Raw genomic sequence first — 22,704 nt, 5'->3', positions numbered from 1 at the left:
GTACGGAATGCTCAGTCTTTGCCGCCCCGGTTGCGCAACCGTTAGTCGATCTTGCAGGCTGCCCCCATGATCACCTCGTCCGCACCCGTCGCTGAGCGGGCGCCGGCCGCCCCGGCGGTCCGGCACAGTGCCGCGGAAAACCTGCTGGCTCTCGCCATGGGCACTTTGATCACGGCCGTCGGCCTCTACCTGGTCAAGTCGGCGGGCGCGGTGACCGGCGGGACGGCCGGGCTGGTGCTGCTGCTGGCCCAGCTCACCTCGGGGCCGTTCGGGCTGATCTTCGCGCTGGTCAACGTGCCCTTCGCGGTGCTGGCGTGGCGGCGCCGGGGCCCGCGCTTCGTGCTCAGCTCGGTGCTGTCGATCCTGCTGCTCGCCGGCTTCTCGCTGATCCAGCCGGCGCTGCTGCCGCTCGACGACGTCAACCCCGTCTATGCCGCGCTGCTCGGCAACCTCGCCGCCGGGATCGGCCTGCTGATCATCCTGCGGCACCACAGCAGCCTCGGCGGCTTCAACGTGCTCGCGCTGGTGTGTCACGACCGCTTCGGCTGGCGGATGGGCTATGTGCTGCTGGCCCTCGACGTGACCGTGGTGATCGCCTCCGCGTTTGTGATCCCCTTCTCCGCCGTCCTGCTGTCGGCGGCGGGGGTGGCCGTGCTCAACCTGGTCCTCGTGGTCAACCACCGGCCCGGACGCTATCCCGCGGCCATGTGAGGATCAGCCTGACTCCGGCCCCAGACGCAGGTGGCTGGTGATGCGGTAACGGTCGCCGCGGTAGACCGAGCGCGTGAACTCGACGACCCGGCCCGTACGGTCACGGGTGGTGCGCTCGAAGAGCAGGGCGGGGGAGAAAGGCGGCACGCCGAGCAGCCGGGACTCGCTCGCATCGGTGACCGTCGGCTCGGTGGTCTGCGTCGCCTCGGCCGGATCCACCCCGAAATGCTCGCGCAGCCGGCGATAGAGCGACCCCGCGCAGAAGTCCCCGGCGGTGATGCCGGGCACCAGAGCGGCGGGCAGCCGGATGTTCTCCAGCGCCATGGGCTCGCCGTCGACGATCCGCCGCCGGACCACGTGCACGACGTCGTCGCCGGGGGAGATCTGCAGCCGCCGGCCGAGCCGGGCGCCCGCCGACTCGACGCCGAAGTCGAGCACCTCGCTGTGCCAGTCGCCCTCGGCCGGCGGGAAGACCGGCCCGGGCACCTCCTGGGAGATCTTGCGGGGGCTCGTGAAGGTGCCGCGCCCGTGCTGACGGACGAGCAGGCCGTCGCGGGTCAGCTCCTCGATGGCGGCCCGGACGGTCGGCCGGGAGACGCCGAGGTCCTCGCTGAGGGAGCGCTCCGAGGGCATCGGCTCGCCGGGCGCGCGGGCGTCGATCAGCTCACGAAGCTTCTCCCGCACCTCGGCACGCCGCACAGCGTTCCTCTCCAGGTATTGACGTAGACCAGTGGTATGGACGACCGTACTCGTGCGACCGGCATCTATACCAGTGGTCAGTTACCGGTCGATCCGTTCCCGGCCGGTCCATCCCCAGACTCGCCGGGTCCCTTCACGACAAGGAGCCCACCCCCATGGGTCTGTCCCCCCGTCGCAAGATCGCCATAGGCGCGGTCCTGTCCGTCACGGCCGCGGCCCTGGCCGCCGCCGGCCTCGTCACCGCCTCCTCCAGCAGCGCCGCGACCAGCTGTGGCGTGCTCTTCGACGACTTCACCTACGCGTCGCGCACCGACGCGGCGCTGGGTCAGCGCGGCTGGAGCATCCGCACCAACGCCGGCGGCCCGGGCGTCGCCGGGGCCGGCTGGCTCGCCGACAACGTCTCCTTCCCGACCGTCGACGGGCAGAAGGTCGCCCAGCTCAAGGCGGTCACCAACGGCACCGCCGGCGGGACCTCGCACGCCGAGTTCTCGCAGAGCAACCGCCGCTTCTTCGAGGGCACCTACCTGGCCCGGATCAAGTTCGCCGACGCGCCGGCCAGCGGGGCCGACGGCGACCACGTCAACCAGACCTTCTACACGATCTCCCCGCTGGCCGCGCCGCGCGACCCGAACTACTCCGAGATGGACTTCTCCGAGTATCTGCCGAACGGCGGCTGGGGTGACGCGGGGCCGGTCAACTACCAGACGACCTGGTACACGTACGTGGCGGATCCCTGGTATGCCGACAACCAGCACAGCCAGCAGCAGCGCAGCATCAACGGCTGGCACGACGTGATGGCGACCGTCGCGGGCGGGCACGTCAAGTACTACATCGACGGGGCGCTGGTCGGGGACCACTCGGGCAAGGTCTATCCCCGGCAGAACATGTCGATCGACTTCAACCAGTGGTTCATCGACCTGGCCGGGCACACCGGCGGCACGAGCACCTATCTGCAGTCGATCGACTACGTCTATCACGCCAAGAAGCAGGTGCTGAGCCCGGCGCAGGCGACCTCGGCGATCAACAGTTACCGGTCGGCGGGCACCACGTTCGCCGACAACGTGACCGCCGCCAACGACTGCGACCCGGGCACGCAGCCCACCACGCCGCCCGGCACCACGCCGCCGGCCACCGGCGCGACGATGCTGCAGTCGAACTTCAGCGGCCGCTGCATCGACATCCCCGACGCCCGGCCGACGGCCGGCTCCCTGCTGCAGACCTGGGACTGCAACGGCAGCGACGCGCAGAAGTGGTCGTTCGCGTCCGACGGCACCCTGCGCGCGATGGGCAAGTGCATGGACCCGGCCGGCGGCGCCCTGGCCAGCGGCACGCCGATCCAGCTGGCCGACTGCAACGGCAACGCGGTGCAGCGTTTCACCCTGACGGCCGCCCGGACCCTGCAGAACGTGTCCTCCGGCCGGTGCGTCGACATCAAGGACTGGAACGGCAGCAACGGCGCCCGCCTGCAGCTGTGGGACTGTGCCGGCTCCGCCAACCAGATCTGGGGCAAGCTCTGATCGGACGCCCGTGCCGCGCGCCGGGCCGGGCGGCGCGACCAGCTGACCGTGTACGTCTTCGTCACGCCCGCCCTGCTCGGCGCGCTCGCGTTCGTGTTCCTGCCGCTGGTGCTGGTCGTCTGGTACAGCCTGCACGAGTGGAACGTCCTCGCCGACACGTTCACCTTCGTGGGCGCGGACAACTACCGCCGGCTCGCCGAGGACCCGGACGTGCCCGCCGTCCTGGGCGCGACGGCCCTCTTCTCGCTCGGCCTGATGGTGCTCAACCTGGCCCTGGCGCTGCTGCTCGCCGTCCTGCTCAATCAGAAGCTGCGCGGCACCACCGTCTTCCGGGTGCTCTTCTTCTCCCCGGTCGTGGTGTCCCTGCTCGCCTGGACCATCGTGTGGGGCTTCCTGCTGCAGGACAACGGCGGCATCAACGGCCTGCTCGGCGCGATCGGCGTGGACGGCCCCAACTGGCTGCGCTCCGGCGGCATTGCGATGGCCGCGGTCGTCGTGGTGCAGGTCTTCAAGAACGTGGGCCTGAACATGGTGCTCTTCCTCGCCGCGCTGCAGGGCGTGCCGCAGGAGCTGGCCGAGGCCGCCCGCACCGACGGCGCCGGCCTGTGGACGATCTTCCGCCGCATCACGCTGCCGTTGATCAGCCCCACGATCCTGCTCACGTCGATCATCACGGTGGCCGGCTCCCTGCAGGTCTTCGCCCGGATCAGCGTCCTCACGCAGGGCGGCCCCGGCACCTCGACCACGGTCCTCGTCTACTACCTGTACCAGCAGGCGTTCCAGTTCCACTCCTTCGGCTACGGCGCCACGCTGTCGGTCCTGCTGTTCGTCATCGTGCTGGCGCTGACCGTGCTGCAGTGGCAGATGCGCAGAAGGTGGGTCTTCCATGAGCACTAGGACCAAGGTCTTCCTGTACGGAATCCTGCTCCTCCTCTGCGTCCCGTTCGTGTTCCCGACCTGGTGGATGATCACGAGCTCGTTCAAGCCGAACGCCGAGATCTTCTCCTCGTCCCTGGTGCCCTCCTCGTGGAGCCTCGAGCCGTGGCGTCAGGTGTTCACGATGCAGCCGTTCGCCCAGCAGTACTGGAACAGCGCGTACATCGCCGTGGTCGTGACCCTCGGCACGCTGGTGGTGGCCGCCATGGCCGGCTATGCCTTCGCCCGGATCCGCTTCCGCGGCCAGAACGTCCTCTTCCTGGTCGTGCTGACCGGGCTGCTGATCCCCAGCGAGGTCACCATCGTTCCGTTCTTCCGCATCTTCAACCGCCTCGGCCTGGTCGACACCCACTGGCCGCTGATCCTGGTCCCCATGCTCGGCCCGCCGAGCGTGCTGGCGACCTTCATCATGCGGCAGTTCTTCCTCACCCTGCCCGGGGAGCTGGAGGAGGCCGCCCGCGTGGACGGTCTCGGCCGGCCCGCGATCTTCCGCCGGATCGCCCTGCCCCTGGCCCGCCCCGCCCTGGGCGCCGTGGCCATCTTCACGTTCCTGCACAGCTGGAACCTGTACCTGGAACCGGTCGTCTACCTCTCCACCCGGAGCAAGTACACGCTGCCGCAGGCCCTCACCCAGTTCACCGACGCCTATCAGGGTCAGCTGTGGAACGTGCAGCTGTCCGCGGCCTCCATGACGGCGATCCCGGTCCTGATCGTCTTCGTGATCGCCCAGCGGCAGTTCATCGAGGGCCTCGCCCACACCGGACTGAAAGGCTGACGGCATCAGCCACCCGAGGCCACCCGTCGTTCCCCGGCCGGGACCGTCGTCAGCCGCGCTCCCACACGGCGACGGCGTCCTTGTCCGGCTGCGCGACCCAGCCCAGGGCCTCGGGGCGCGCCGGGGTGCCGGTGAAGGTGAGCGTGTACGAGGTGGTACCGGCCTCGAAGCGGACGGGCTTGGTCTGCTCGGCCTGGTTCTCCCAGCCCTGGGCGTCGTACAGAGTGAACAGGGCCGGGTCGACGATCAGCGGGCGGGTGGCCGCGACCTTGAGGACGGCCTGGGCGGCGTGGGCGGACCACTCGGTCGAGGCGAGCGTCACGGTGGCCACCCGCTCGGACTTCCGGGTGACGGTGACGACGCGGCCGTCCTGCGCGTAGGTGAGCGACGGGTCGCCGGCCTTGATCGGCGCCGGGGCCGGCGTGGTCACCGCCGCGACCGGGCGGGGCGCGGCCGGGGCGGGGGCGGCCTGCTGATCCGCGGACGCGACACCGACCGAGTTGAGCGACGCGACAGTCACGATGCCGGCGACGAGGAGCGCGACTCCGAGGGGCTTCTTCATGAGTGCTGTCTCCCGGTCTGTGGCGTGGCTGGGCGCCCCGGCACCCTACCCTAACCGCCGCCGTCGCGGGCCGGCCTGGGACGGCCGGCCCGCTTGCGTCCTACCGGCGGGTGACGTCGCTCTGGCTGACCTTGCAGTTGCTGTCGTTCCAGCCCTCGCCGAGGTAGCTGGGCTCGCTCCCCTTCGGAACGCCCTTGTACTTGCCGCAGACCACGGCGCTGGAGCTGTTGGTGAGGGTGACACGCCGGATCGTCGCGATGTCGCCCCAGTTGCTGTTGATGCCGGCCACCATGTCGATGTCGTTGAGCAGCACGTTGTCGATCGAGACGTTGCGCTGGTACGAGCTGCTGCAGTTGCCGCAGGCGCGGTACAGCTTGCCCGAGCCGCTCAGGTAGAAGCCGGAGATGTTGACGGTGCCGTTGCCGTTGTGCTGGAACGTCTTGTCGCTGCCGTTGCGCGCGCCGCCGCCGATGACATAGCTGGTGCCGCCGCCGGTGCCCTTGAAGGTCGCCGCGTCCTCGCCGATGTCGTTCCACCACACGTTGCGGATCGTGCAGGTGCCCTCGCAGTGCACGCCGTCGCCGGCGGGGGAGCCGATGATGACGTTCTGCAGGGTGCCGCCGTTGGCGATGGAGAACATCGGATCCTGCGACTCGCTCTGCGAGCCGTCGCCGATGCAGCAGTACGTCTTCATGCCGCCGTCGAACGTGCCCGACACCTTGATCGTGCCGGAGACCGACGCCGAGCCGGCCGAGCTCGGCCAGGCCCCGGTCGGCGTGCCGCCGCTCGGGGGCGGAGTGGTCGGGCTGGCCGGCGGGGTGGTGGGCGTGGTCGAGCCGCCGTCGGCGTACGTCTCGAACTCGGCGATCCGCGGCGCGCTCGACGCGCTGCTGATCTCGAACGTGATCTTCTTCAGCGCGGTCGACGCGAAGGTGATCGTGCTGCCCGGGCTGCCGCTGCCGCTGGCCAGGACGCCGCTCGTGTCGGCGTTGAGCAGCCGCCACGAGTTGATCGAGCCGCCACCCGAGGCCGCGACGATGACGGCCGAGGACACCGTGGTGGCGCTGCTCCACTTGACCGAGACGTAACCGGTCGAGCCGTTCGGCGACCAGTAGCTGCCGGTGCTGCCGTCGATGACGTTGCCGTAGCTGGTGCCGCTGGCCTTGCTGGAGCCGTCGGCGCCGGCGCCGATGCTGAGGTTGCCGGCGGCCGCGAGGGCATCCGGCTGCGCCAGCGCCAGCAGCGCGGCGCTGGTGACCGCGGTGGCTCCGGCGGCTACCCACCGTAGTGCGGTTGATCGTCTCATCCGGTGTCCCATCCCGTTCTGCCTGGGGAAAGCGCTTACCGCTTGACGATAGATACACGTCGATGTGGTGACAAGGAGTTGCAGGAGTTTGCAGTCCCGGTCGTTCGCGATGTGTGCGGGGCACCGGTGGACAATGCGCTGACCTGCGCGTACATCGGCGATTGGGTGGTCGTCGGATGCGGCTGTGGTGCGGCCGGCCGGGGCGTTGCTAGACCGGTGGCAGACATTCGCTCTCACGAGGGGACACCGCATGGCAGCTAATCCGAACCCGGCGCTGATCACCGACGCGTCCTGGTGGCTGATGCAGCAGCTGCAAGCGCTGCAGCCGGGCACCCTGAACGGCGGGATCTACGACGACAAGCCGGGCTACCACAACACCCGGGCACGGAACAAGCCGGACAACTACTCCGTACGCGACGCCGTGGACCAGGGCGGCCCGCCGGACAAGGCCGCGGCGTACGACTGGACGTTCCCGGACGCCCAGGCGGGCCGCTACGCCACGATCGCGAAGTACTCCTCGCGGTTGCTGGCCGCCGGCCGCGACCCCGAGGACCACCGGCTCGACGGCTGGCGGGAGTTCTTCGGGCAGGCCGACAGCGACACCGACGTCGAGGGCTGGGACTTCCGGGAGAACGAAGCGGCCACCTCGAACAAGTCGCACCTGTGGCACATCCACCTCAGCGAGAACCGCAACCAGGTGGAGAGCATGGACAACAAGCGGGCACTGCTGAGCGTGCTCCGCGGCGAATCACGAGACCAAGCAGAGACGGGGGACGACACGATGATGTATCTGGTGCAGGTCAAGGACAAGGCGGCCATCTTCGTCGGCGACATGATCAGCCGCCGCTGGGTGCGGGACCCGGAGGACCACGGCAATCTGCTGTTGCAGGCGAAGAACGGCCTGATCCGGCTCTGGGACAACGGCAACAGTGTCTTCGCCGTGCCCAGCCGGGAGCGCCTGAACGACTGGGGCGTGCTCGTCGGCGAAGCGCCACCGGCCGACACCTTCTGATCATGGTCGAGCACAAGCCCTGCTCGGCCGCGGGCCCCAGCGCCGCGGACCGCGCTGTCGCCGACCGGGTGCGTCCGGCGATGAACGGGCCCCGGCTGGGCCGCGACGTCCAGGGCGGCCATGTCTGCTGCGCGCGGGTGATCACGGCCACCGTCCAGGCCCGGGGCCTGTCGCCCCGGGCGGCGGTGATCGCCGTGACCACCGCGATCACCGAGAGCGCCCTGCGCAACATCACCCGGGCGGTCGACCACGACAGCCTGGGCCTCTTCCAGCAGCGGCCGTCGATGGGCTGGGGCACGCCCGCCCAGCTCACCGATCCGGTGTACGCCACCAACGCCTTCCTGAACGCGATGATCCGCAAGTATCCGCAGGGGGCGTGGGAGCGGGGTGACATCGGCGCCATCTGCCAGAAGGTGCAGGTCTCGGCGGTGCCGGACGCGTACGCGCGGGAGGTCCACGACGCCCAGCTCCTGGTGGACGCCTTGTGGGCCGCGGACGAGCGGATGCTGTATCTCGTCCAGGTGCGGGACAAAGCGGCGATCTTCGTCGGCGACCTGGTCCACCGCCGGTGGGTGCGGGATCCCGAGGACTTCGCCAACCTGTGCCTGCAGGCCCGCAACGGGCTGATCGAGCTGTGGAACGACGGCAACTCGATCGTGGCGGAGAACTCCCGCGCACGCCTGGACTACTGGGGCGTGCTGGTCGGCGAAGCGCCGCCCGACGGCTCGTTCTGATCGGCGGGGGCCTGGTCCTCGGGCCCGGCCCCCGTCGTCCCGGGCAGCGGAGCCGCGGGGCCCGTGGTCACGGGTCCGGGCGCGGGGCCGCCCGGCGGCGCCGGCGTTCCCCCGACGAAGGTGGGGGGCTGCGAGGGCACGTTCCCGGGCGCCGGCCTCTCCCGCGGGGGCGGAGAGGCCGGCCGGGTCCGGGGAACCGCCGGCGACCGCGCGGGCCCCGGCCCGCGTACGTCGTCGAGGTTCTTCCGGAAGAGCCGCTCGCGGTCCCGGATCGTGGGTCGCGTGACCCCGACCGTGCTCAGCAAGGCCAGTGCGGCCTCATAGGAGGCCGCGGCCTCCCGCAGGTCACCTGATCGCCAAGCGGTCAGCGCCTGCGCGGCGCGGGCCTCCGCGGCGAGCCGCGCCGCCTGCCGGCCGGCTTCGCCACTCATCCGGCCGGCGCGGTGCAGGCTCAGCACGGCAGCGAAGTGCTCGTCGGCCTGCGCCCAGTGCGCGGCACCGCTCAGGCTCAGGCACTGGTAGGACAGGCCCAGCCCGAGCCGGATCTTCATCGTCAGCAGCGGAGTCCGCGCTCGCGGCAGCGCTTCGGCGTAATGGGCCAGCGCCGACCGCAGCGGGGCCAGGTCAGCGTTCCGGTCACAGGGCACCCCGGCCCGCACGGCGTCGGCCAAGCCGACCGCGGCGCGCGTGTAGCCGGGATCATGGTCGAGCGCGCGCCGGAAAATGTCCGCCGCCTCCGCGAACCGCCCGGTGCGGCCCACGGCGTTGCCCAGCATCAGCAGGACGACCGGGACGGGCGTGGCGGCATGGGCGGCCAGGCCGCTCAACGCGGTGTCGGCCTGGCGGAAGTCCTGCTCGGCGGCGGCGTAGCGGTCCAGCGCGTACCGTCCCAGCCCGCGCACGAACGCCACGATGGCCTGCACGAACCGGACGGCATCCGTCGCCAGCGCCCGGCTGACCTCGATGTTGCCCCGCAGCACGTCGGCGGGCTCGGTCAGCGTCAGCTCGTGGCGGCCGGCGAGTTCGGGCGTCTCGGCGAAGACCCGGTCGGTCAGCACGATGTCGATCGTCACGGTCCGGTTCTCGGCCGCGTCGCGGTCTTCCTGCGGCCGGCCCGCGGAGAGCCGGCCGGTCACCACGACGTCGGCGTGGTGCAGCCCGGCGAGCCGGGTCAGGGCACGGTCGCGGTCGTCCGCGTCGCCGCCCGGCACGTGATCCACTCCGGCCGGACCGCGGGTCTGGACGGCGGCGTCGCCGCGGGCCCAACGCTCCAGCTCGCCGGTCAGGGTCCGCTCGAGGCCCCCGGCGCCGGGCGGGAACCCCTCGAACGGCGCCACGACGATGTTGAACAGGCCGCTCATCGGCGCGGGCCGGCCCGGCACCGCGGTGGCGGCGGCCATGGTCACCAGCAGGCTCAGCAGCACAGCACCGGCCACGGCGGACCGCAGGCGCAGGCGCAGCCGTCCCGGCGCAGGAGACACCACGGGCGGCGGGGACGGTTCCAGGCGGTGCGCCTTCTCCCGTACCTCGAAGTCCTCCCAGAGCCGGCGCCACTTAGGCAGCGCGGTCGCGATGTCAGCCTCGCGCCCGGCGTGCCGCAGACACGCGGTCACATAGCCGCGGGTCATCTCCCAGGTGGGGAAGCGCCGCCCGGCTGCCGCCGCGGAGAGTGCGGCGAAACTGCAGTGGGCCAGCTCGCTCAGCCTGCGGTACGAGGGCTGCCCGCATTCGCGTCGCAGCTCGCGCAGCCGGGTGGCGAAGGCGGCCCGATGTCCGGGCAGGCTTGCGCTCAGCGTGCTCTCGCGCCGGCCGGGTCGCCCGGCATCACGTGTCTCGGCCATCGAACCCCCATGGACCGGCCGCCGATCGTCGCGACCCCACGGAGTGGAGTCATGGACAGGCGCCCGCCGGACCCCGCTGCCAATTCGGACTTCCTGCGCATGGCCGGACGCCGGCGGCGGTGCGACCGCGACGACGACGCCGGGTCACGCCTGTCGGGTAGCCGTCGCGCCGCATCACCGCCTCCGGAGCTGATTCAGCAACGGGTAACAAACCAGCACGGAGGTGCAGCGCATGCCCCATCAGCGATCCGACACCCATCTGCCCGACGCCACCGAAGCGACGACGATCAGCGAGAAGCTCGAACTTTCCCGGCCAGGCGCCCCACCCGCGACCGCGCCGCAGAACCCGTGGAAGGACATCAACAATCCCGTCGAGCGCAAGACGCTGGCCGGCGGTCTGCTGTCCGCGCTCGGCGACCGGCTGACCAGAGATCTGGCGACCCATGCCTGGAAGGAGCGCGCCGGCACCATCGGCCTGGACCGCCTGGCCGGGGCCGGGCTGGCCGCGAAGAAGGCCGTCGACGACCAGTTCGGGGAGTGGACGGCCGGGGCGGCCCTGACCGACGGGCACAAGGCCGTGCGAGCGCTCACTCCGTTCACCCCCGGTGTCAATCTGTTCGACCTCACCGACGGGAACGCGCGCATACTGGCCGAAGTCCCGATCTCCGCGAACGAAGCCGCGAAATAGGCCGCATCTTCCTGCCCACCTGGATCGACGGCTGGAAGAACGGCGACCCCGAGGACGGACGTGCCGTCCGCGTCCGCAAGTGGGAAGTCTTCACCAAGCTGGTGCACGAGTACCTGCACACGCTCGAGCATCCGTGCCTCTCCCTGGCGACCGGCAAGAGCACAGTCGTCCGCGAGGGTTTCTGCGAGTACCTGACTCTGCAGGTCATCACGAAGCTGGCCGCGATGGACGCCGACGGGCAGGACATGCTGGCGCTGCAGCATCAGATCGAGGGCGCCGACCTGCCCTCGTGGAAGCACAACGGGACCATCAAGGACTACCAGGCGCCGGGGGACTACGCCGGCCATGTCGAGCGGGTGCGGCAGGTGGTTGCGCTGATCGGCGACAACGGCGTCAAGGCCGCCTTCTTCCAAGGTCACCTCGAGTTCCTGAACCTCTATCAGAGCGGCACGCCGATGAAGCCCCTGCCGGCGGGCGGCACCTGGATGCGGGCGCCGGAGGAATATCCGCTGGAGGACCTGCTCAGGGTCACCGGCTGCTCCCAGGCGGAGCTCGCGGTGGAGAATCCGCAGCTGGAGAAGCTGCCGCCGGCTGACTTCCTGCCGATCGAGCCGTTGTCCATCCAGGGCTACCGCACCCACCTGGTGGCGGGGGCCTGGCACGACGACCACCCGGACGCCGCCGAGACCTGGGAGCAGATCGCCCACCAGAACGGCACCACCCCGGATGTGGTGAAGAAGCTCAACCCCGCCCGCACCGGCGAGCCCCCGAGCTTCCGCCACGTCCTCGTCCCGGAGGTCTGACCGCCCGCCGGGAATGCCCCTGGGGATGGTGAGGGCGCGCGAGTGCTGCCGGTCCCTACTCGCGGGGGAGGCCGTGGCGGACGGCGACGACGCCGGTCATGGGGGCGACTTCGGCGGTGAGGCCGGGCACGGCGCCGGGGCTCGAGAGGTCGATGTCGAAGAAGTAGGGCAGGGTCGGGCCCACGCCGGCGGGCAGGGGCGCCCCGGCGCAGTAGGCGTCGCGGTAGGCGGCCGACGTCGGGTCGTACTCGAAGTTGTAGGCGCGGGTGGCGGGGACCCGGCCGATCGCCGCGGTGATGAGGTTGCGTTGCTCGGCGGGGGTGTCCTGACGGACGAAGACGCGGGCCACGGTGCTCAGGCGGGTGGCGGCGGCGGGCTGCTCGGCCGGCGGCTCGGCGGGGCGCAGCGTGCACGGGGCCGCCGCGGCCACCGGGTCCTGCCGGGTCCCGAGCACGGCGACCGCCGAGGTGAGCGCCACGAGCACGGCGCCCGCGGCGACCCAGGTGCGGCGACGCGGGCGGGCGAAACCGGCGACGACCAGCGCGAGCGGCGCGAGCCAGGTCACCGGGATCGGGGCCCACCGGGGCACCCACTGCAGGCCGAGGTGCAGCGTCTCGGTCCAGGGGCGCCCGGGCGCCGCCGGCGACCAGCCGAAGCTGAACAGCAGCAGCGGCGCCGTCAGGCTCAGGCCGAAGAGGGCGAAGACCCCGGCCGTGCGGGCGACGACCGGGCGGTCCTCGGTGCGGCGGCTCGCCCAGCCGGTGAGCAGCCAGCCGGCCAGCGCGCCGAGCAGGGCGCCGGTCAGGGTGAGCGCGTTGATCCACCACGGCGCCGCGCGGGAGAGCTCGAAGCCGGCCGAGCCGTCGGAGTCGTACCAGGGCCGGCCCGTCCACACGTCGTTCCAGTAGGACAGGACGAGGCCGTCCCTGGTCGCCACGAACGCGCCGCCGCTCCGGGCGTCGACGTCCCAGCCGGCGGCGGTCAGGCGGTCGCGGGCGGCCACCGTGTACGCCTCGACCGCCCGCGTCGCGTCGGTGTGCTCCACCCAGTAGTCGGCGAAGCCGTACTGCAGGCCCTCGCCGTCGCCGGTGCGGACGAACGCCTTCGCGTCACCGCCGCCCCAGACGGTCAGGCCCGGGAAGACGGTCTGCCCGAGCTCGTCGGCGCGGTCGCCGGACGGCAGCGGGGGCGGCGCCTGCCAGCCGAGCCACGAGCCGGCGCTCGCCCCGGCCACGGCCCCGGTCAGCGTGGCGAGCACGGCCAGCAGGACGATGAACGAGGACACCGGCCGCCCGAGCCGGGCCCGCAGCCCGCGCACCACCAGCCCGAGGGCCTCGCCGGGCCGGGGCCACCGGCGCTCCGGCGGCGCGCAGTCGAGCAACGTGCCGAGCAGCTCGTCGCGGCGCGGCCCGGGCGGGTACACGCGGACCAGCAGCCGGTAGCGGGCGGCGAGGCGACTCACGAGAAGGCTTCCCCGAGGGCGAACCGCTTGCGGGTACGCAACTGCGCCGCGGCCGCCTCGGCACTGGCCCGCAGCCGCTCGGCCTCGGCGTCGAGCGCGCGCGCCCCGAAGTCGGTCAGCCGGTAGTAGCGCCGGGTCCGCCCGTCGACGGTCTCCTCGCGGTCCGGCTCGACCAGCCCCTCGGCGACCAGCCGGTCCAGGGCCGCGTACAGCGTGCCGGCCTGGAGTGTGACCTTGCCGTCCGACAGGCGCGCGGCTTCCTGAATCACGCCGTAGCCGTGGCGGGCCTCGGTCGCGAGCGATGTCAGGATCCAGAAGGTGGGCTCTCGCATGGGCGTCCTTTACTCGGGGATGCGCTGGACGGCGACGACGCCCGCCAAGCCGTGGACTTCGTCGAACAGGGCGGGATAGTCGGTGGCCACGCCCAGCTCGAAGCCGAAGAAATAGGGCAGCCCGGCGACCGCGTCGGGCATCAGGGTCCCGTTGCCGCAGTAGGCGGACACGAACCGGCCGTCGCCGGGATCCCAGACCAGGTCGCCGGGCAGCCCGGCGTTGCTGCGGCGCATCGCGGCGGTGATCAGGTTGCGTTCGTCGGCCGTCGAGCCCGGCGACACGTACACCCGGACCTGCCGGCTGTCGCGCACCTCGCTCTCCGGCGCGGCGGGCGGGGGACCGGCCGGCGGGCGGCACGCGGGGAAGGCCAGCGGCGCCCCGGACCACGGCATGGGCACGGTCAGGGCCACCACCAGCAGCACGGGCACGGCGACCAGGGCGGAATAGACGACGCGGGGGCGCCGCAGGATCCGGTCGAGCGTGATCCGGTCGATCAGGGGCACCAGCCGGCGTCCCAGGTCGCGCCCCGGCCCGGCCACGAGGGCGGCCAGGATCAGCGAGCCGGCCAGGAACTCGGCGAACACCCGGGGCGCCTCGGTGATCCCGGGCCCGGTCATGCCCGCCCACCACGGCGTCAGCCCCGGCGGGTCCGGCACCGGCGTCACGTCCACCGACGGCAGGAAGCACAGGATCGCCAGCCCGGTGACGGCGGTCAGGAACCCGCCGTGCAGGTGGACGGCGTCGAGGCGGCGGCACACGAACGCGACCAGCAGCCAGGTGAGCACGGCCCCGAGCCCGGCGCCGGCCCACGCGAATCTCGTCAGCCCCGGCGGCTCGGCGCGGCGCAGCGTGAACGAGGCGCCGCCGTCCGAGTCGTACTCCGGGGCGCCGGGGAAGACCCGGTCCTGGAAGCCGAGGATCAGCTCGCCCCGGCGCGCGGTCAGCAGCTCGTCGTCCTGCCGCACCTGCCAGCCGGCGGCCGCGAGGCGGTCACGGACCCCGGCCGTGTAGCCGGTGACGTCGCGGGTGGCCGCGCCGGTGTGGTTGATCCAGTACGTCGCGAAGCCGTACTCGATGCCCTCGCCGTCGCTCTGGGTCACGATCACGTCGGTGTCGCCGCCGCCCCAGACCGGCAGCCCCGGGAACACGGTCGCCTTGATCGCGTCGGCGGCCGCGCCCGTGGGCAGCTCCGGCGCGAACTCCCAGCCCAGCCGGTGCCCCGCCGCCGCGCCCGGAATCGCCCCGAACAGCGCGACGAGCAGCGACAGCAGCACGATGACGCGGCTGCGCGGATAGCCCAGCCGGGCCCGCAGGCCGTGCCGCGACAGGTTGACGATCTCGCGCGCGCTCGGCCGGCGCCGGCCCGCGTCCAGGAGGGTGACCAGCAGCTCCTCCCGGCGCGGGCCCGGCGGATAGGCCCGCAGGACACGCCGGTACGCCCGGCCGGGATCGCTCGTCATGCGAGCCAATATAGAGATGATCTGACTATGGGGTCAAACGCCCGGGTCAGCTGTGCTCGACCGCCGCCCGCTCGACCGGCAGGGCGGCCACGTAGCGCTGCATGAACGCCTCGAAGCCGGCCACGTCGGCCGGGTCCGGCTCCGCCGTGTCCAGCCGCGCGTCCGCGAAGACCACGGTGTCCAGGAAGTCGTCGAGGCTCTGCCCCTCGGTGCGCCCGGTCACGAAGCCCGCCAGCACGGCGATGCCCCACGCGCCGCCCTCCGCGGCCAGGTCGCCGACCGACACGGGCGTGTCGATGGCCGCGGCGAGCAGGTTCTGGGCGACGCCCTCGGTCTTGAACAGCCCGCCGTGCGCGAACATCCGGTCCAACTGCACCGACTCCTGCTTCAGCAAAATGTCCATGCCGATGCGCAGGGTGGCCAGGGCCGCGTACAGCTGGGTGCGCATGAAGCTCGCCAGCGTCAGCGAGCTGCCCGGCTCGCGCAGGAACAGCGGCCGGCCCTCGTGCAGCCCGGTGATCGGCTCGCCGGACAGATAGTTGAACGCCATCAGGCCGCCACCGTCGGGGGCCCCGCTCAGCGCCGAGCGGAAGAGCGTCTCGAAGACGCGGTTGCTGTCCGCCTCGACGCCGAGCGCCCGGACGAACTCGCCGAACAGCCCGGCCCACGAGTTCAGCTCGCTCGCGCCGTTGTTGCAGTGCACCATCGCCACGAGGTCGCCCGCGGGCGTGGTGACCAGGTCGATCTCCGGGTGCACCCGGCTCAGCCCGCCGTCCAGCACCACCATCGCGAAGATCGACGTGCCGGCGCTCACGTTGCCCGTGCGCCGCGCGACGGAGTTGGTCGCCACCATGCCCGTACCCGCGTCACCCTCGGGCGGGCAGAGCACCGCGCCCGGCTGCAGGCCACCGCTGGGGTCGAGCAGCTTCGCGCCACTCGCGCTCAGCGTGCCCGCGGGCTCGCCGGCCTTGAGTACGTCCGGAAGCAGCGCCGCCACGGAAAGCTTCCGCCCCTTGGCCGCGATCAGCTCGTCCGCCCGGCTCAGCATCCGCTGGTCGTAGCCGCCGGTGCTGACGTCGATCGGGAACATGCCGCTGGCGTCACCGACCCCGAGCACCTGCCGGCCGGTCAGCTGCCAGTGCACGTACCCGGCCAGGGTCGTGAAATGCGCCAGCCGCCCCAGGTGCTCCTCGCCGTCCAGCACGGCCTGGTAGAGGTGCGCGATGCTCCACCGGTGCGGAATGTTGAACCCGAACGCCGCACTGAGCTCCTCGGTCGCCGCGCCGGTGTTCGTGTTGCGCCACGTGCGGAAGGGCGTCAGCAGCTCACCGTCCGCGTCGAAGGCCAGGTAGCCGTGCATCATGGCCGACACCCCCAGGGCGCCGACGGTACGCAGCTCCGCGCCGTACTGCCGGCGCACGTCCTCGGCCAGCGCCGCGAAGCAGGCCTGCAGCCCCGACCAGACCGCCTCCAGCGAATACGTCCACGTCCGGTCCACGAACTGGTTCTCCCAGTCGTGGCTGCCGGTCGCGATCGCCGCGTGATCCGGCCCGGTCAGCACGGCCTTGATCCGGGTCGACCCCAGCTCGATCCCGAGCGCGGTCCGCCCCTGCTCGATCGCCGTACGCAGCGCATCCGTGTCAGTCATGGGAATGTTCTACCTCATCCCCGGGCGCCGGCGGCCCGGGCCCGGGTGATCTTGCCGGCCGGTCGGCGCCGGGGGCCCGCATCGGTTACGGTTCGGCTGTGCGCGTATCGATCACAGTCGTTGGCCAAGGCGGCCCGGAAGCGCTGCGGCACCTGCGGAGCCGGCTGCGGGCCGAGCCGGCGCTGCGGGGCCGCGTCACCGATCGCGAGCTGCCGCCCGCCCCCGGCACCCTCGGCCCGGTGCTCGACGCCGTGCTCGTCGCCCTCGGCCCCGGCGGGGTCGCCGCCGCGCTGGTCACCGGTCTGGTGTCCTGGTTGCGCCACGAGCGCGCCGACCTGAGCGTCCGGGTCGAGCGCGCCGACGGCAGCTCCTTCGAGCTCACCGCCCAGCGCGTCAAGGGCCTCGACGCCGCCGGGCTGCGGGCCGAGATCGCCGCCCTCGCCCGGGCGGTCGAGGCGGAGGCCGCGGAGGACCGGACGCCGTGACCGGGCTGGCGGGCCCCGGCGCGCGGGCGCTCGTCATCGGCACCGCGACCCACGCCGGGCCGCTGCTCTCCCCGGTGCCGTCGGCGGCCCGCAGCGCGCGGGCCGTCCGTGACGTCCTGGTCGGTGTGTGCGGGATGGCGCCGGAGAACGTGACCCTGCTCCTCGATCCGCCCGAGGCCGTCGACATGGCCCGGGCCGTCGCCACCGCCGCGGCGTCCGCCGAGTCGGTGCTGTTCCTCTACTTCGCCGGGCACGGGCTGCTCGACACCGACGACGAGCTGCACCTGGCCGCCAGCCGTACCGACCGGTTGCAGGCCGGGATGAGCGGGTTCCAGGCCCTGCCGTACGAGGCGATCCGCCAGGCGGTGGCCGGCTGTGCCGCCGCCACGGTGGTCCTGGTCCTCGACTGCTGCTACTCCGGGCGGGCCCGCGCCCCGGAGGCTCCCCGGGAGGCGGGGCCGGGGTTCACGCCGAGGCCGGTGCACGGGGCGTACGTCCTCGCCTCCGCCGAGAACCTCGCCGAGGCGCCCGAGGGCGCCGAGCTGACGACCTTCACCGGGGAGCTGGTGGCGCTGCTGCGTGACGGTGACCGGCTCGCCCCGCCGCAGCTCACGCTCGCCGTCGTGTACGACCGGCTGGCGCGCCGGCTGCTCGCCCGGGGCGCACCGCAGCCGCGGGTCGTCAGCGGTGACAACGCCGGTGATCTCGTCCTGGCGGCCAACCCGGCCGCGCGGCCGCCGGCGCCGGACAGCACCGAGCCGCCCAGTCCCGGCGCGAGTCCCTATCTCGGGCTCGCCTCCTTCGGCACCGCGGACGCCGGCTTGTTCTTCGGGCGCGAGCGAGCCGTCGGCGACCTCCTCGCCGCGGCGGCCCGGGCGCGCCGGGCGGGCGTCCCGCTGACCGTCCTGGGCCCCTCGGGCGCGGGCAAGACGTCGCTGCTGCACGCCGGTCTGCTGGCGGCGCTGCACCGCGGCACCGAGGTGCCCGGCCTCGAGGGTTCCGCCCGCTGGCCGGTCCTGACCCTGACTCCGGGCGACCGTCCCGCCGCCCGGCTCGAGGACCGGCTCGGCGCGACGGATCCGGCGGCCGGACCCGTCGTGATCGTGGCCGACCAGCTGGAGCAGGTCTTCACGCTGAGCCCGCCCGCCGAACGGGACGCCTTCCTGGCCCGGCTGACCGGCCTGGCCGGGGAGCATCTGGTCGTGCTCGGTCTGCGCGACGACTTCTACCCGCGCGCCGCGGAGCACAGCGAGCTGCACCGGTCGTTGCAGGAGCACCCGTTCCTGCTGCGGCCCATGGCCCCGGCCCAGCTGCGGGCCGCGATCGAGGAACCGGCCCGGGCCGGCGGGGTGCGGCTCGAGGCCGGCCTGGCCGACGTCATGCTGCACGAGCTGGGAGCCTTCGCCCCCGGCGCCGATCCGGCGGGCGGTGCCGCCCTGCCGCTGCTGTCGCACGCGCTCTGGGCCACCTGGGACCGGCGTCGCGGCGACCTGCTCACCGTGGCCGGTTACCGGGCGGCCGGCGGAGTCGCGCAGGCCGTCGCCACCACCGCCGGGGAGACCTACGCCGGGCTCGACCCGCCCGCGCGCGTGGCGTTGCGCCGGATGTTGCCCCGCCTCGTCCGGGTCGGTGACGGCGACCCCGACACCGTACGCCCGGCCGCGCGCGCCGAGCTCCTGCAGGACCTGCCCGACGAGGCCGCCGGTGTCGCCGCGCTCGAGAGCTTCACCGCGGCCCGCCTCATCACGCAGGACCGGCACACCGTCCGGTTCGCGCACGAGGCGCTGCTGCACGGCTGGCCGCTGCTGCGAACCTGGCTCGACGAGGACCGTGCCCGGCTGCGCACCGCCCAGCGGCTCGGCGCCGATGCCGTCGCCTGGCAGCGGGCCGGCCGCGACCCGGCCCTCACCTACCGGGGCAGCCGGCTGGCCGAGGCCCGGGCCGGCGCCCGCGAGCACGGCGGCGTCCCGCCGGTCGCCCGCGACTTCCTGGCCGCGTCGGAGCGGCTGGCCACCCGGGCGACCAGGATCCGGCGGGCCGTCACCGCCGCGCTCGCGGTGCTGCTGGTGCTCGCGGGCGGGGGCGCGGCCATCGCCTTCACGGCCCAGCTCACGGCGGTGGCCGAGCGCAACCGGGCCCTGGCCCGTGCCCTCTCGGCCGACGCGGAGAGCCTGCGCGACCGGCAGCCGGGCCTGGCCCGCCAGCTCGCCCTGGTGGCGTACGGGTTCGCGCCCGAGGAGGCGGCGGAGGCCGTGCTCGCCAGCCCCGGCCTCCCCGCGCAGTTCGACGCCGGGGAGAAGGTCTTCGACCTGGCCCGCGACCGCGCCGGCCGGGTCCTGGCCCTGGCGGTCGGGCAGGCGGTGGTGCTCTGGGACCCGGTCGCCGGAGCTGAACTGTCCCGGCTGCAACCGCTGTTCACCGGCCCGGTCGCCCTCTCACCCGACGGCACCCTGCTGGCCGCGGCGAACGGGCCGCTCACCGGCGAAGGACCCTTCCCGGCCTCGGCCGACCCGGTCCTGCTCGAGCAGCCGCGCCCCGAGATCCGGCTCTGGGACGTCCGTGACCCCCGCCACCCCGTCGCGCTGACCACCCTGGCGTCCGGCGAACGCAGCATCACCACGCTCGCCTTCTCCGCCGACGGGCGGTTGCTGGCGGGCGCCGGCACCGGCGGGCGGATCCACGTCTGGGACACGACCGACCCCTCCGGCGTACGGGCGCGGCCCGCCCTGACCGGCCACGGCGGCCGGGTCGACTCCGTCGTGTTCAGCCCCGTGGCGCCCCGGCTGGCGAGCATCGCCACGGACGGCACGACCCGCCTCTGGGACCTGACCGATCCGGCCCGGTCCGTGGCGCTGGCCCGGGTCGTCTCCTCGACGAGCCGTCCGGACGCCGCGGTCCGGGTCGTCCAGCACCGCGTGGCCTTCGACTCCTCCGGCCGCCGGCTGGCGACCGTGAAGGCGAGCCCGTCCGCCACCGTCGCCGGCGCGGCACCGAACGAGCTGCCGTTCGCCTACGACGTGACGGACCCGCGCGCGCCCCGGCCGCTGTACCAGGTCGACCCGCGCGACGAGTGCAAGCACGTCAACGCGGTGCTGGCGGTGGCCGAGGGACTGTTCACCACCTGCCCGTACACGGGCGTCACCGGGTGGACCGTCGCGCTCGGCGCGGCAGGCCGGGCGCCGCTGCTGCGCGCGCGGCGCGCCCCCGGACCGGGCGAGGCGGACACCCAGCTCGGGGCGATCCTGCCGTGGCCCGGGCCGGGCGGCAGCGCGCGGGTCCTGGTGGCCGGCACGATGGGCGTCCTGGTCAGCGACGTGACGAACCCCGTGTGGCCGGGGGCCTTCGTGTCACTGACCGAGCAGCCCGGCGGCTTCGTCGAGCGCGTCCGGTTCAGCCCGGCGGGACGTCCCCTGATGGCCGTGGGCAGCGGGCGCGACGGCTCGAGGATCTACGACATCGCCGACCCGCGGCGGCCCGCGCTCATCGCCTCGGTCCCCACCGTGGGCGCCACCGACGGCTGGATCGGTCAGGAAGCCGCCAGTGGCCTGGCCTTCAGCCGGGACGGGACGCTCCTGGCCGCCGCCCGGATCGAGGACAAGAAGCCCAGGCTGCTGCTGCTCGCCACGGCCCGCCCGGACGGTCCGCCGGTGGCCACGATCACCGGCCTCGGCCACGGCGCGGCCGAGGTTTCGTTCTCGGCCGACGGGCGGCTGCTCGCCGTCGCCGACACCGGGTACGGGCCGGGGCCCGCCGAGCGCGACGTCAAGGTGTTCGACATCGCCGATCCCGCGCGGCCGCGGCTCGTGAGCCGGGTCGCGGGAGAGGCGTCGGATCTGTCCTTCGGCCCGGCCGGCCGGGTCCTGACGGTGCTGACCTCGCGTACCTTGCTGGTCCACGACCTCACCGATCCCGCCCGCCCCCGGCCGTTGCGGTCGTGGACCTTCCCGGCGGGCACGTCGCTGCCGGCCGGCGAGTTCACGCCGGACGGCCGGCATCTGGTGGTCGGCGACGACGGCGCGGTGCTCCGCGTCTTCGAGCTGGACGGCTCGGGCGTGGCCGGCGAGCCGGTGCAGGTGCTCTCCCGGGCCCCCGCGGGCAACCGGCGCCTCGCCCTCAGCCCCGACGGCACCACCCTGGCCGTCGCCGGCATCCTGGACAACAGCCAGGTCGACCTCTGGGACATCCGGGACCCCGGTGCACCCCGCCCGCGGACGACGATCGCGCTGCTGGATCTCTACGGCATGGGCGCCCTGGCGTTCAGCCGCGACGGCCGGTTCCTCGCCATGAAATATTCCGACCGGCTCGATCTGTGGCCCGCGGTCCCGGCCGACGTCGTCGCGACGATGTGCCGGCTCGGCGGTGACCCGCTCACCCGCGACCAGTGGCGGGCGTACGTCGGCGACCTGCCCTACGACCCGCCCTGCCGCTGACGTCAGCGGCTGCCGCGCTCGTAGAAGGACTGCCAGGGGTCGCCGTCGGGCGGGCGGCGGCCGGCCACCGGGAGCTCCATGGCAGGCGGCGCGGGGGACACCGCGGGCGTACGGGCGGCAAGGAACGCGGCCAGCGCGGTGGTGATCGGGACCGCGGCGATCAGGCCGATCGTGCCGACCGCGCTGCGGACCAGCTCCTGGGCGATCATCTCGCCGGTCAGCAGCTCATTGGCCGGGGTGCCGCTCGTGCGGAACAGCAGCATCAGCGGCAGCGACGCGCCCGCGTAGGCCAGGACGATGGTGTTGATCACCGAGGCGATGTGGGCCCGGCCGATGCGCGTGGCGGCGCCGTAGAGGCGGCGGAAGCCGTACGCCGGATTGGCCAGGGCGAGCTCGCTGACGGTGGCCGACTGGGTGACCGTGACGTCGTCGAGCACACCGAGGGAACCGATGACGATGCCCGCAAGCAACAGGCCGCGCATGTTGACGTCGCCCTCGGTGATGTTGAGGTACGTGGCCGTCTCGTCGCCGATGCCCGACAGGTGGGTGAAGGCGATCGCCAGCGCCGACAGCCCCGCGGTCAGGGTCAGGCTGGCGAGCGTGCCCGCCACGGCAACAGTCGTGGTGGCCGTCAGCCCGTGTGTCAGATAGAGCACCGTCAGCATGATGAACGCCGCGCCGACCACGGCGACCAGCACCGGGGAGCGCCCGTCCAGGATCGCCGGGACGATGAAGAGCAGCAGCACCGCGAACGTGATGCCCAGCCCGAGCAGCGCCGTCAGCCCGCGCCACCGCCCGAAGGCGACGACCGCGAGCGCGAACACCGCCCCGAGGACCCACAGCGAGGTGCCCCGCTGAAAGTCCGCGATCGAGTACGTCTTGGGCCCGCCCGCCCCGTCGTCGAGCACGAGCAGCGTGACCTTGTCGCCGGGCTTGACGACCGGCGCCCCCGGCCCGTTCGGAATCTCCGCCTCGACCTGCGCGCCGTCGTCGAGACGTACCGTCACCGACCCGCACGCCGTCCCCGCCGGCGCCTCCGCCGGGCACGCCGTCGAAGTCACCGACACCACCGCCCCCAGCACCCGCGTCGACGGCGTGGACTCGACATCCGGCGTGTCCCGGGGCCGGAGCAGCGCCATCCCGGCCACCGTGACCAGCCCGACCACGGCCAGCAGCAACACAGTGAGACGCCGCGCCCAGGGCAGGCCGGCCGATGCGTGGTGGTGGTGATGTCCGTGGCTCAAGCCGCCAAGGATAGCCAGCCGGGCCGCCCTCCTCTTACGTGAGGGTAGAGTTCGGCGG

18 protein-coding genes and 1 pseudogene are annotated in these 22,704 nt (G+C 73.1%); 10 read left to right on the top strand and 9 right to left on the bottom strand.

Features of this window, described 5'->3' with window-relative positions:
* Window positions 1-66 precede the first annotated feature (66 nt).
* A complete protein-coding gene (locus RAN62_RS06950; protein WP_305783636.1) occupies window positions 67-711 on the top strand; it encodes a YitT family protein in 645 nt (214 codons plus the stop codon).
* Window positions 712-714: 3 nt separating this feature from the next.
* Here the strand turns inward: RAN62_RS06950 and RAN62_RS06945 are convergent, their stop codons facing one another.
* Complete coding sequence (locus RAN62_RS06945; RefSeq protein WP_305783635.1) at window positions 715-1,410, bottom strand: GntR family transcriptional regulator; 696 nt, start codon at window positions 1,408-1,410, stop codon at window positions 715-717.
* 155 nt (window positions 1,411-1,565) lie between these two features.
* Here RAN62_RS06945 and RAN62_RS06940 point away from each other — a divergent pair, with 155 nt between their 5' ends.
* The 3 genes from RAN62_RS06940 to RAN62_RS06930 are packed head-to-tail and all read left to right on the top strand — an operon-like array spanning window position 1,566 to window position 4,638.
* On the top strand, window positions 1,566-2,927 hold the full coding sequence (locus RAN62_RS06940) for a ricin-type beta-trefoil lectin domain protein (RefSeq protein WP_305783634.1): 1,362 nt from the start codon (window positions 1,566-1,568) through the stop codon (window positions 2,925-2,927).
* A 48-nt stretch (window positions 2,928-2,975) separates the two neighbouring features.
* Window positions 2,976-3,824, top strand: coding sequence for a carbohydrate ABC transporter permease (locus RAN62_RS06935; RefSeq protein WP_305783633.1), 849 nt, complete (start codon window positions 2,976-2,978; stop codon window positions 3,822-3,824).
* The gene (locus RAN62_RS06930) at window positions 3,814-4,638 is read left to right on the top strand and encodes a carbohydrate ABC transporter permease (RefSeq protein ID WP_305783632.1); all 825 of its coding nucleotides are present in this window, start codon (window positions 3,814-3,816) and stop codon (window positions 4,636-4,638) included. The genes RAN62_RS06935 and RAN62_RS06930 overlap by 11 nt, the downstream gene beginning before the upstream one ends.
* 49 nt (window positions 4,639-4,687) lie before the next feature.
* On the opposite strand, the gene RAN62_RS06925 is transcribed toward RAN62_RS06930, so the two are convergent.
* Together RAN62_RS06925 and RAN62_RS06920 are read right to left on the bottom strand one after the other, a co-directional pair.
* On the bottom strand, window positions 4,688-5,200 hold the full coding sequence (locus RAN62_RS06925) for a hypothetical protein (RefSeq protein WP_305783631.1): 513 nt from the start codon (window positions 5,198-5,200) through the stop codon (window positions 4,688-4,690).
* Window positions 5,201-5,300: 100 nt separating this feature from the next.
* Window positions 5,301-6,506, bottom strand: a complete 1,206-nt coding sequence (locus RAN62_RS06920) for a pectate lyase (protein WP_305783630.1) — start codon at window positions 6,504-6,506, stop codon at window positions 5,301-5,303.
* A 253-nt stretch (window positions 6,507-6,759) separates the two neighbouring features.
* On the opposite strand from RAN62_RS06920, the pseudogene RAN62_RS06915 reads away from it, so the two are divergent.
* Together RAN62_RS06915 and RAN62_RS06910 are read left to right on the top strand one after the other, a co-directional pair.
* Window positions 6,760-7,266, top strand: a pseudogene (locus RAN62_RS06915) (hypothetical protein); the annotation flags it as partial.
* Window positions 7,267-7,520: 254 nt separating this feature from the next.
* Window positions 7,521-8,252 (top strand): hypothetical protein, encoded by a 732-nt coding sequence (locus tag RAN62_RS06910; protein WP_305783629.1) that lies wholly within the window; start codon window positions 7,521-7,523, stop codon window positions 8,250-8,252.
* Here the strand turns inward: RAN62_RS06910 and RAN62_RS06905 are convergent.
* Window positions 8,204-10,093, bottom strand: a complete 1,890-nt coding sequence (locus RAN62_RS06905) for a hypothetical protein (RefSeq protein WP_305783628.1) — start codon at window positions 10,091-10,093, stop codon at window positions 8,204-8,206. The genes RAN62_RS06910 and RAN62_RS06905 overlap by 49 nt on opposite strands.
* Before the next feature lie 232 nt (window positions 10,094-10,325).
* Between RAN62_RS06905 and RAN62_RS06900 the strand changes: the two genes are divergently transcribed.
* Window positions 10,326-10,781 carry a hypothetical protein gene (locus RAN62_RS06900; protein WP_305783627.1) on the top strand — a complete coding sequence of 152 codons (456 nt, stop codon included), beginning with the start codon at window positions 10,326-10,328 and terminating at the stop codon, window positions 10,779-10,781.
* Window positions 10,782-10,882: 101 nt separating this feature from the next.
* On the top strand, window positions 10,883-11,584 hold the full coding sequence (locus RAN62_RS06895; protein WP_305783626.1) for a hypothetical protein: 702 nt from the start codon (window positions 10,883-10,885) through the stop codon (window positions 11,582-11,584).
* Between the two features lie 55 nt (window positions 11,585-11,639).
* On the opposite strand, the gene RAN62_RS06890 is transcribed toward RAN62_RS06895, so the two are convergent.
* From RAN62_RS06890 to RAN62_RS06875, 4 genes are read right to left on the bottom strand one after another with little or no spacing between them, the layout of a single operon-like run.
* Window positions 11,640-13,046 carry a hypothetical protein gene (locus tag RAN62_RS06890; protein WP_305783625.1) on the bottom strand — a complete coding sequence of 469 codons (1,407 nt, stop codon included), beginning with the start codon at window positions 13,044-13,046 and terminating at the stop codon, window positions 11,640-11,642.
* Window positions 13,043-13,378, bottom strand: coding sequence for a PadR family transcriptional regulator (locus tag RAN62_RS06885; RefSeq protein ID WP_305783624.1), 336 nt, complete (start codon window positions 13,376-13,378; stop codon window positions 13,043-13,045). Before RAN62_RS06885 ends, RAN62_RS06890 begins: the two co-directional genes overlap by 4 nt.
* A 9-nt stretch (window positions 13,379-13,387) precedes the next feature.
* Complete coding sequence (locus RAN62_RS06880; protein ID WP_305783623.1) at window positions 13,388-14,839, bottom strand: hypothetical protein; 1,452 nt, start codon at window positions 14,837-14,839, stop codon at window positions 13,388-13,390.
* A gap of 46 nt (window positions 14,840-14,885) precedes the next feature.
* On the bottom strand, window positions 14,886-16,487 hold the full coding sequence (locus RAN62_RS06875) for a xylulokinase (protein WP_305783622.1): 1,602 nt from the start codon (window positions 16,485-16,487) through the stop codon (window positions 14,886-14,888).
* A gap of 98 nt (window positions 16,488-16,585) precedes the next feature.
* Between RAN62_RS06875 and RAN62_RS06870 the strand changes: the two genes are divergently transcribed.
* Window positions 16,586-16,972, top strand: a complete 387-nt coding sequence (locus tag RAN62_RS06870) for an effector-associated constant component EACC1 (protein WP_305783621.1) — start codon at window positions 16,586-16,588, stop codon at window positions 16,970-16,972.
* On the top strand, window positions 16,969-21,402 hold the full coding sequence (locus RAN62_RS06865; RefSeq protein WP_305783620.1) for a caspase, EACC1-associated type: 4,434 nt from the start codon (window positions 16,969-16,971) through the stop codon (window positions 21,400-21,402). The genes RAN62_RS06870 and RAN62_RS06865 overlap by 4 nt, the downstream gene beginning before the upstream one ends.
* A 2-nt stretch (window positions 21,403-21,404) precedes the next feature.
* On the opposite strand, the gene RAN62_RS06860 is transcribed toward RAN62_RS06865, so the two are convergent.
* A complete protein-coding gene (locus RAN62_RS06860) occupies window positions 21,405-22,646 on the bottom strand; it encodes a YibE/F family protein (protein WP_305783619.1) in 1,242 nt (413 codons plus the stop codon).
* Window positions 22,647-22,704 lie beyond the last annotated feature (58 nt).

It is taken from the genome of Symbioplanes lichenis (assembly GCF_030709675.1).
Taxonomy (GTDB): domain Bacteria; phylum Actinomycetota; class Actinomycetes; order Mycobacteriales; family Micromonosporaceae; genus Actinoplanes; species Actinoplanes lichenis.
The sequence above is the reverse complement of the archived record's forward strand: the minus strand, read 5'-3'. Positions and strand labels throughout refer to the sequence as shown.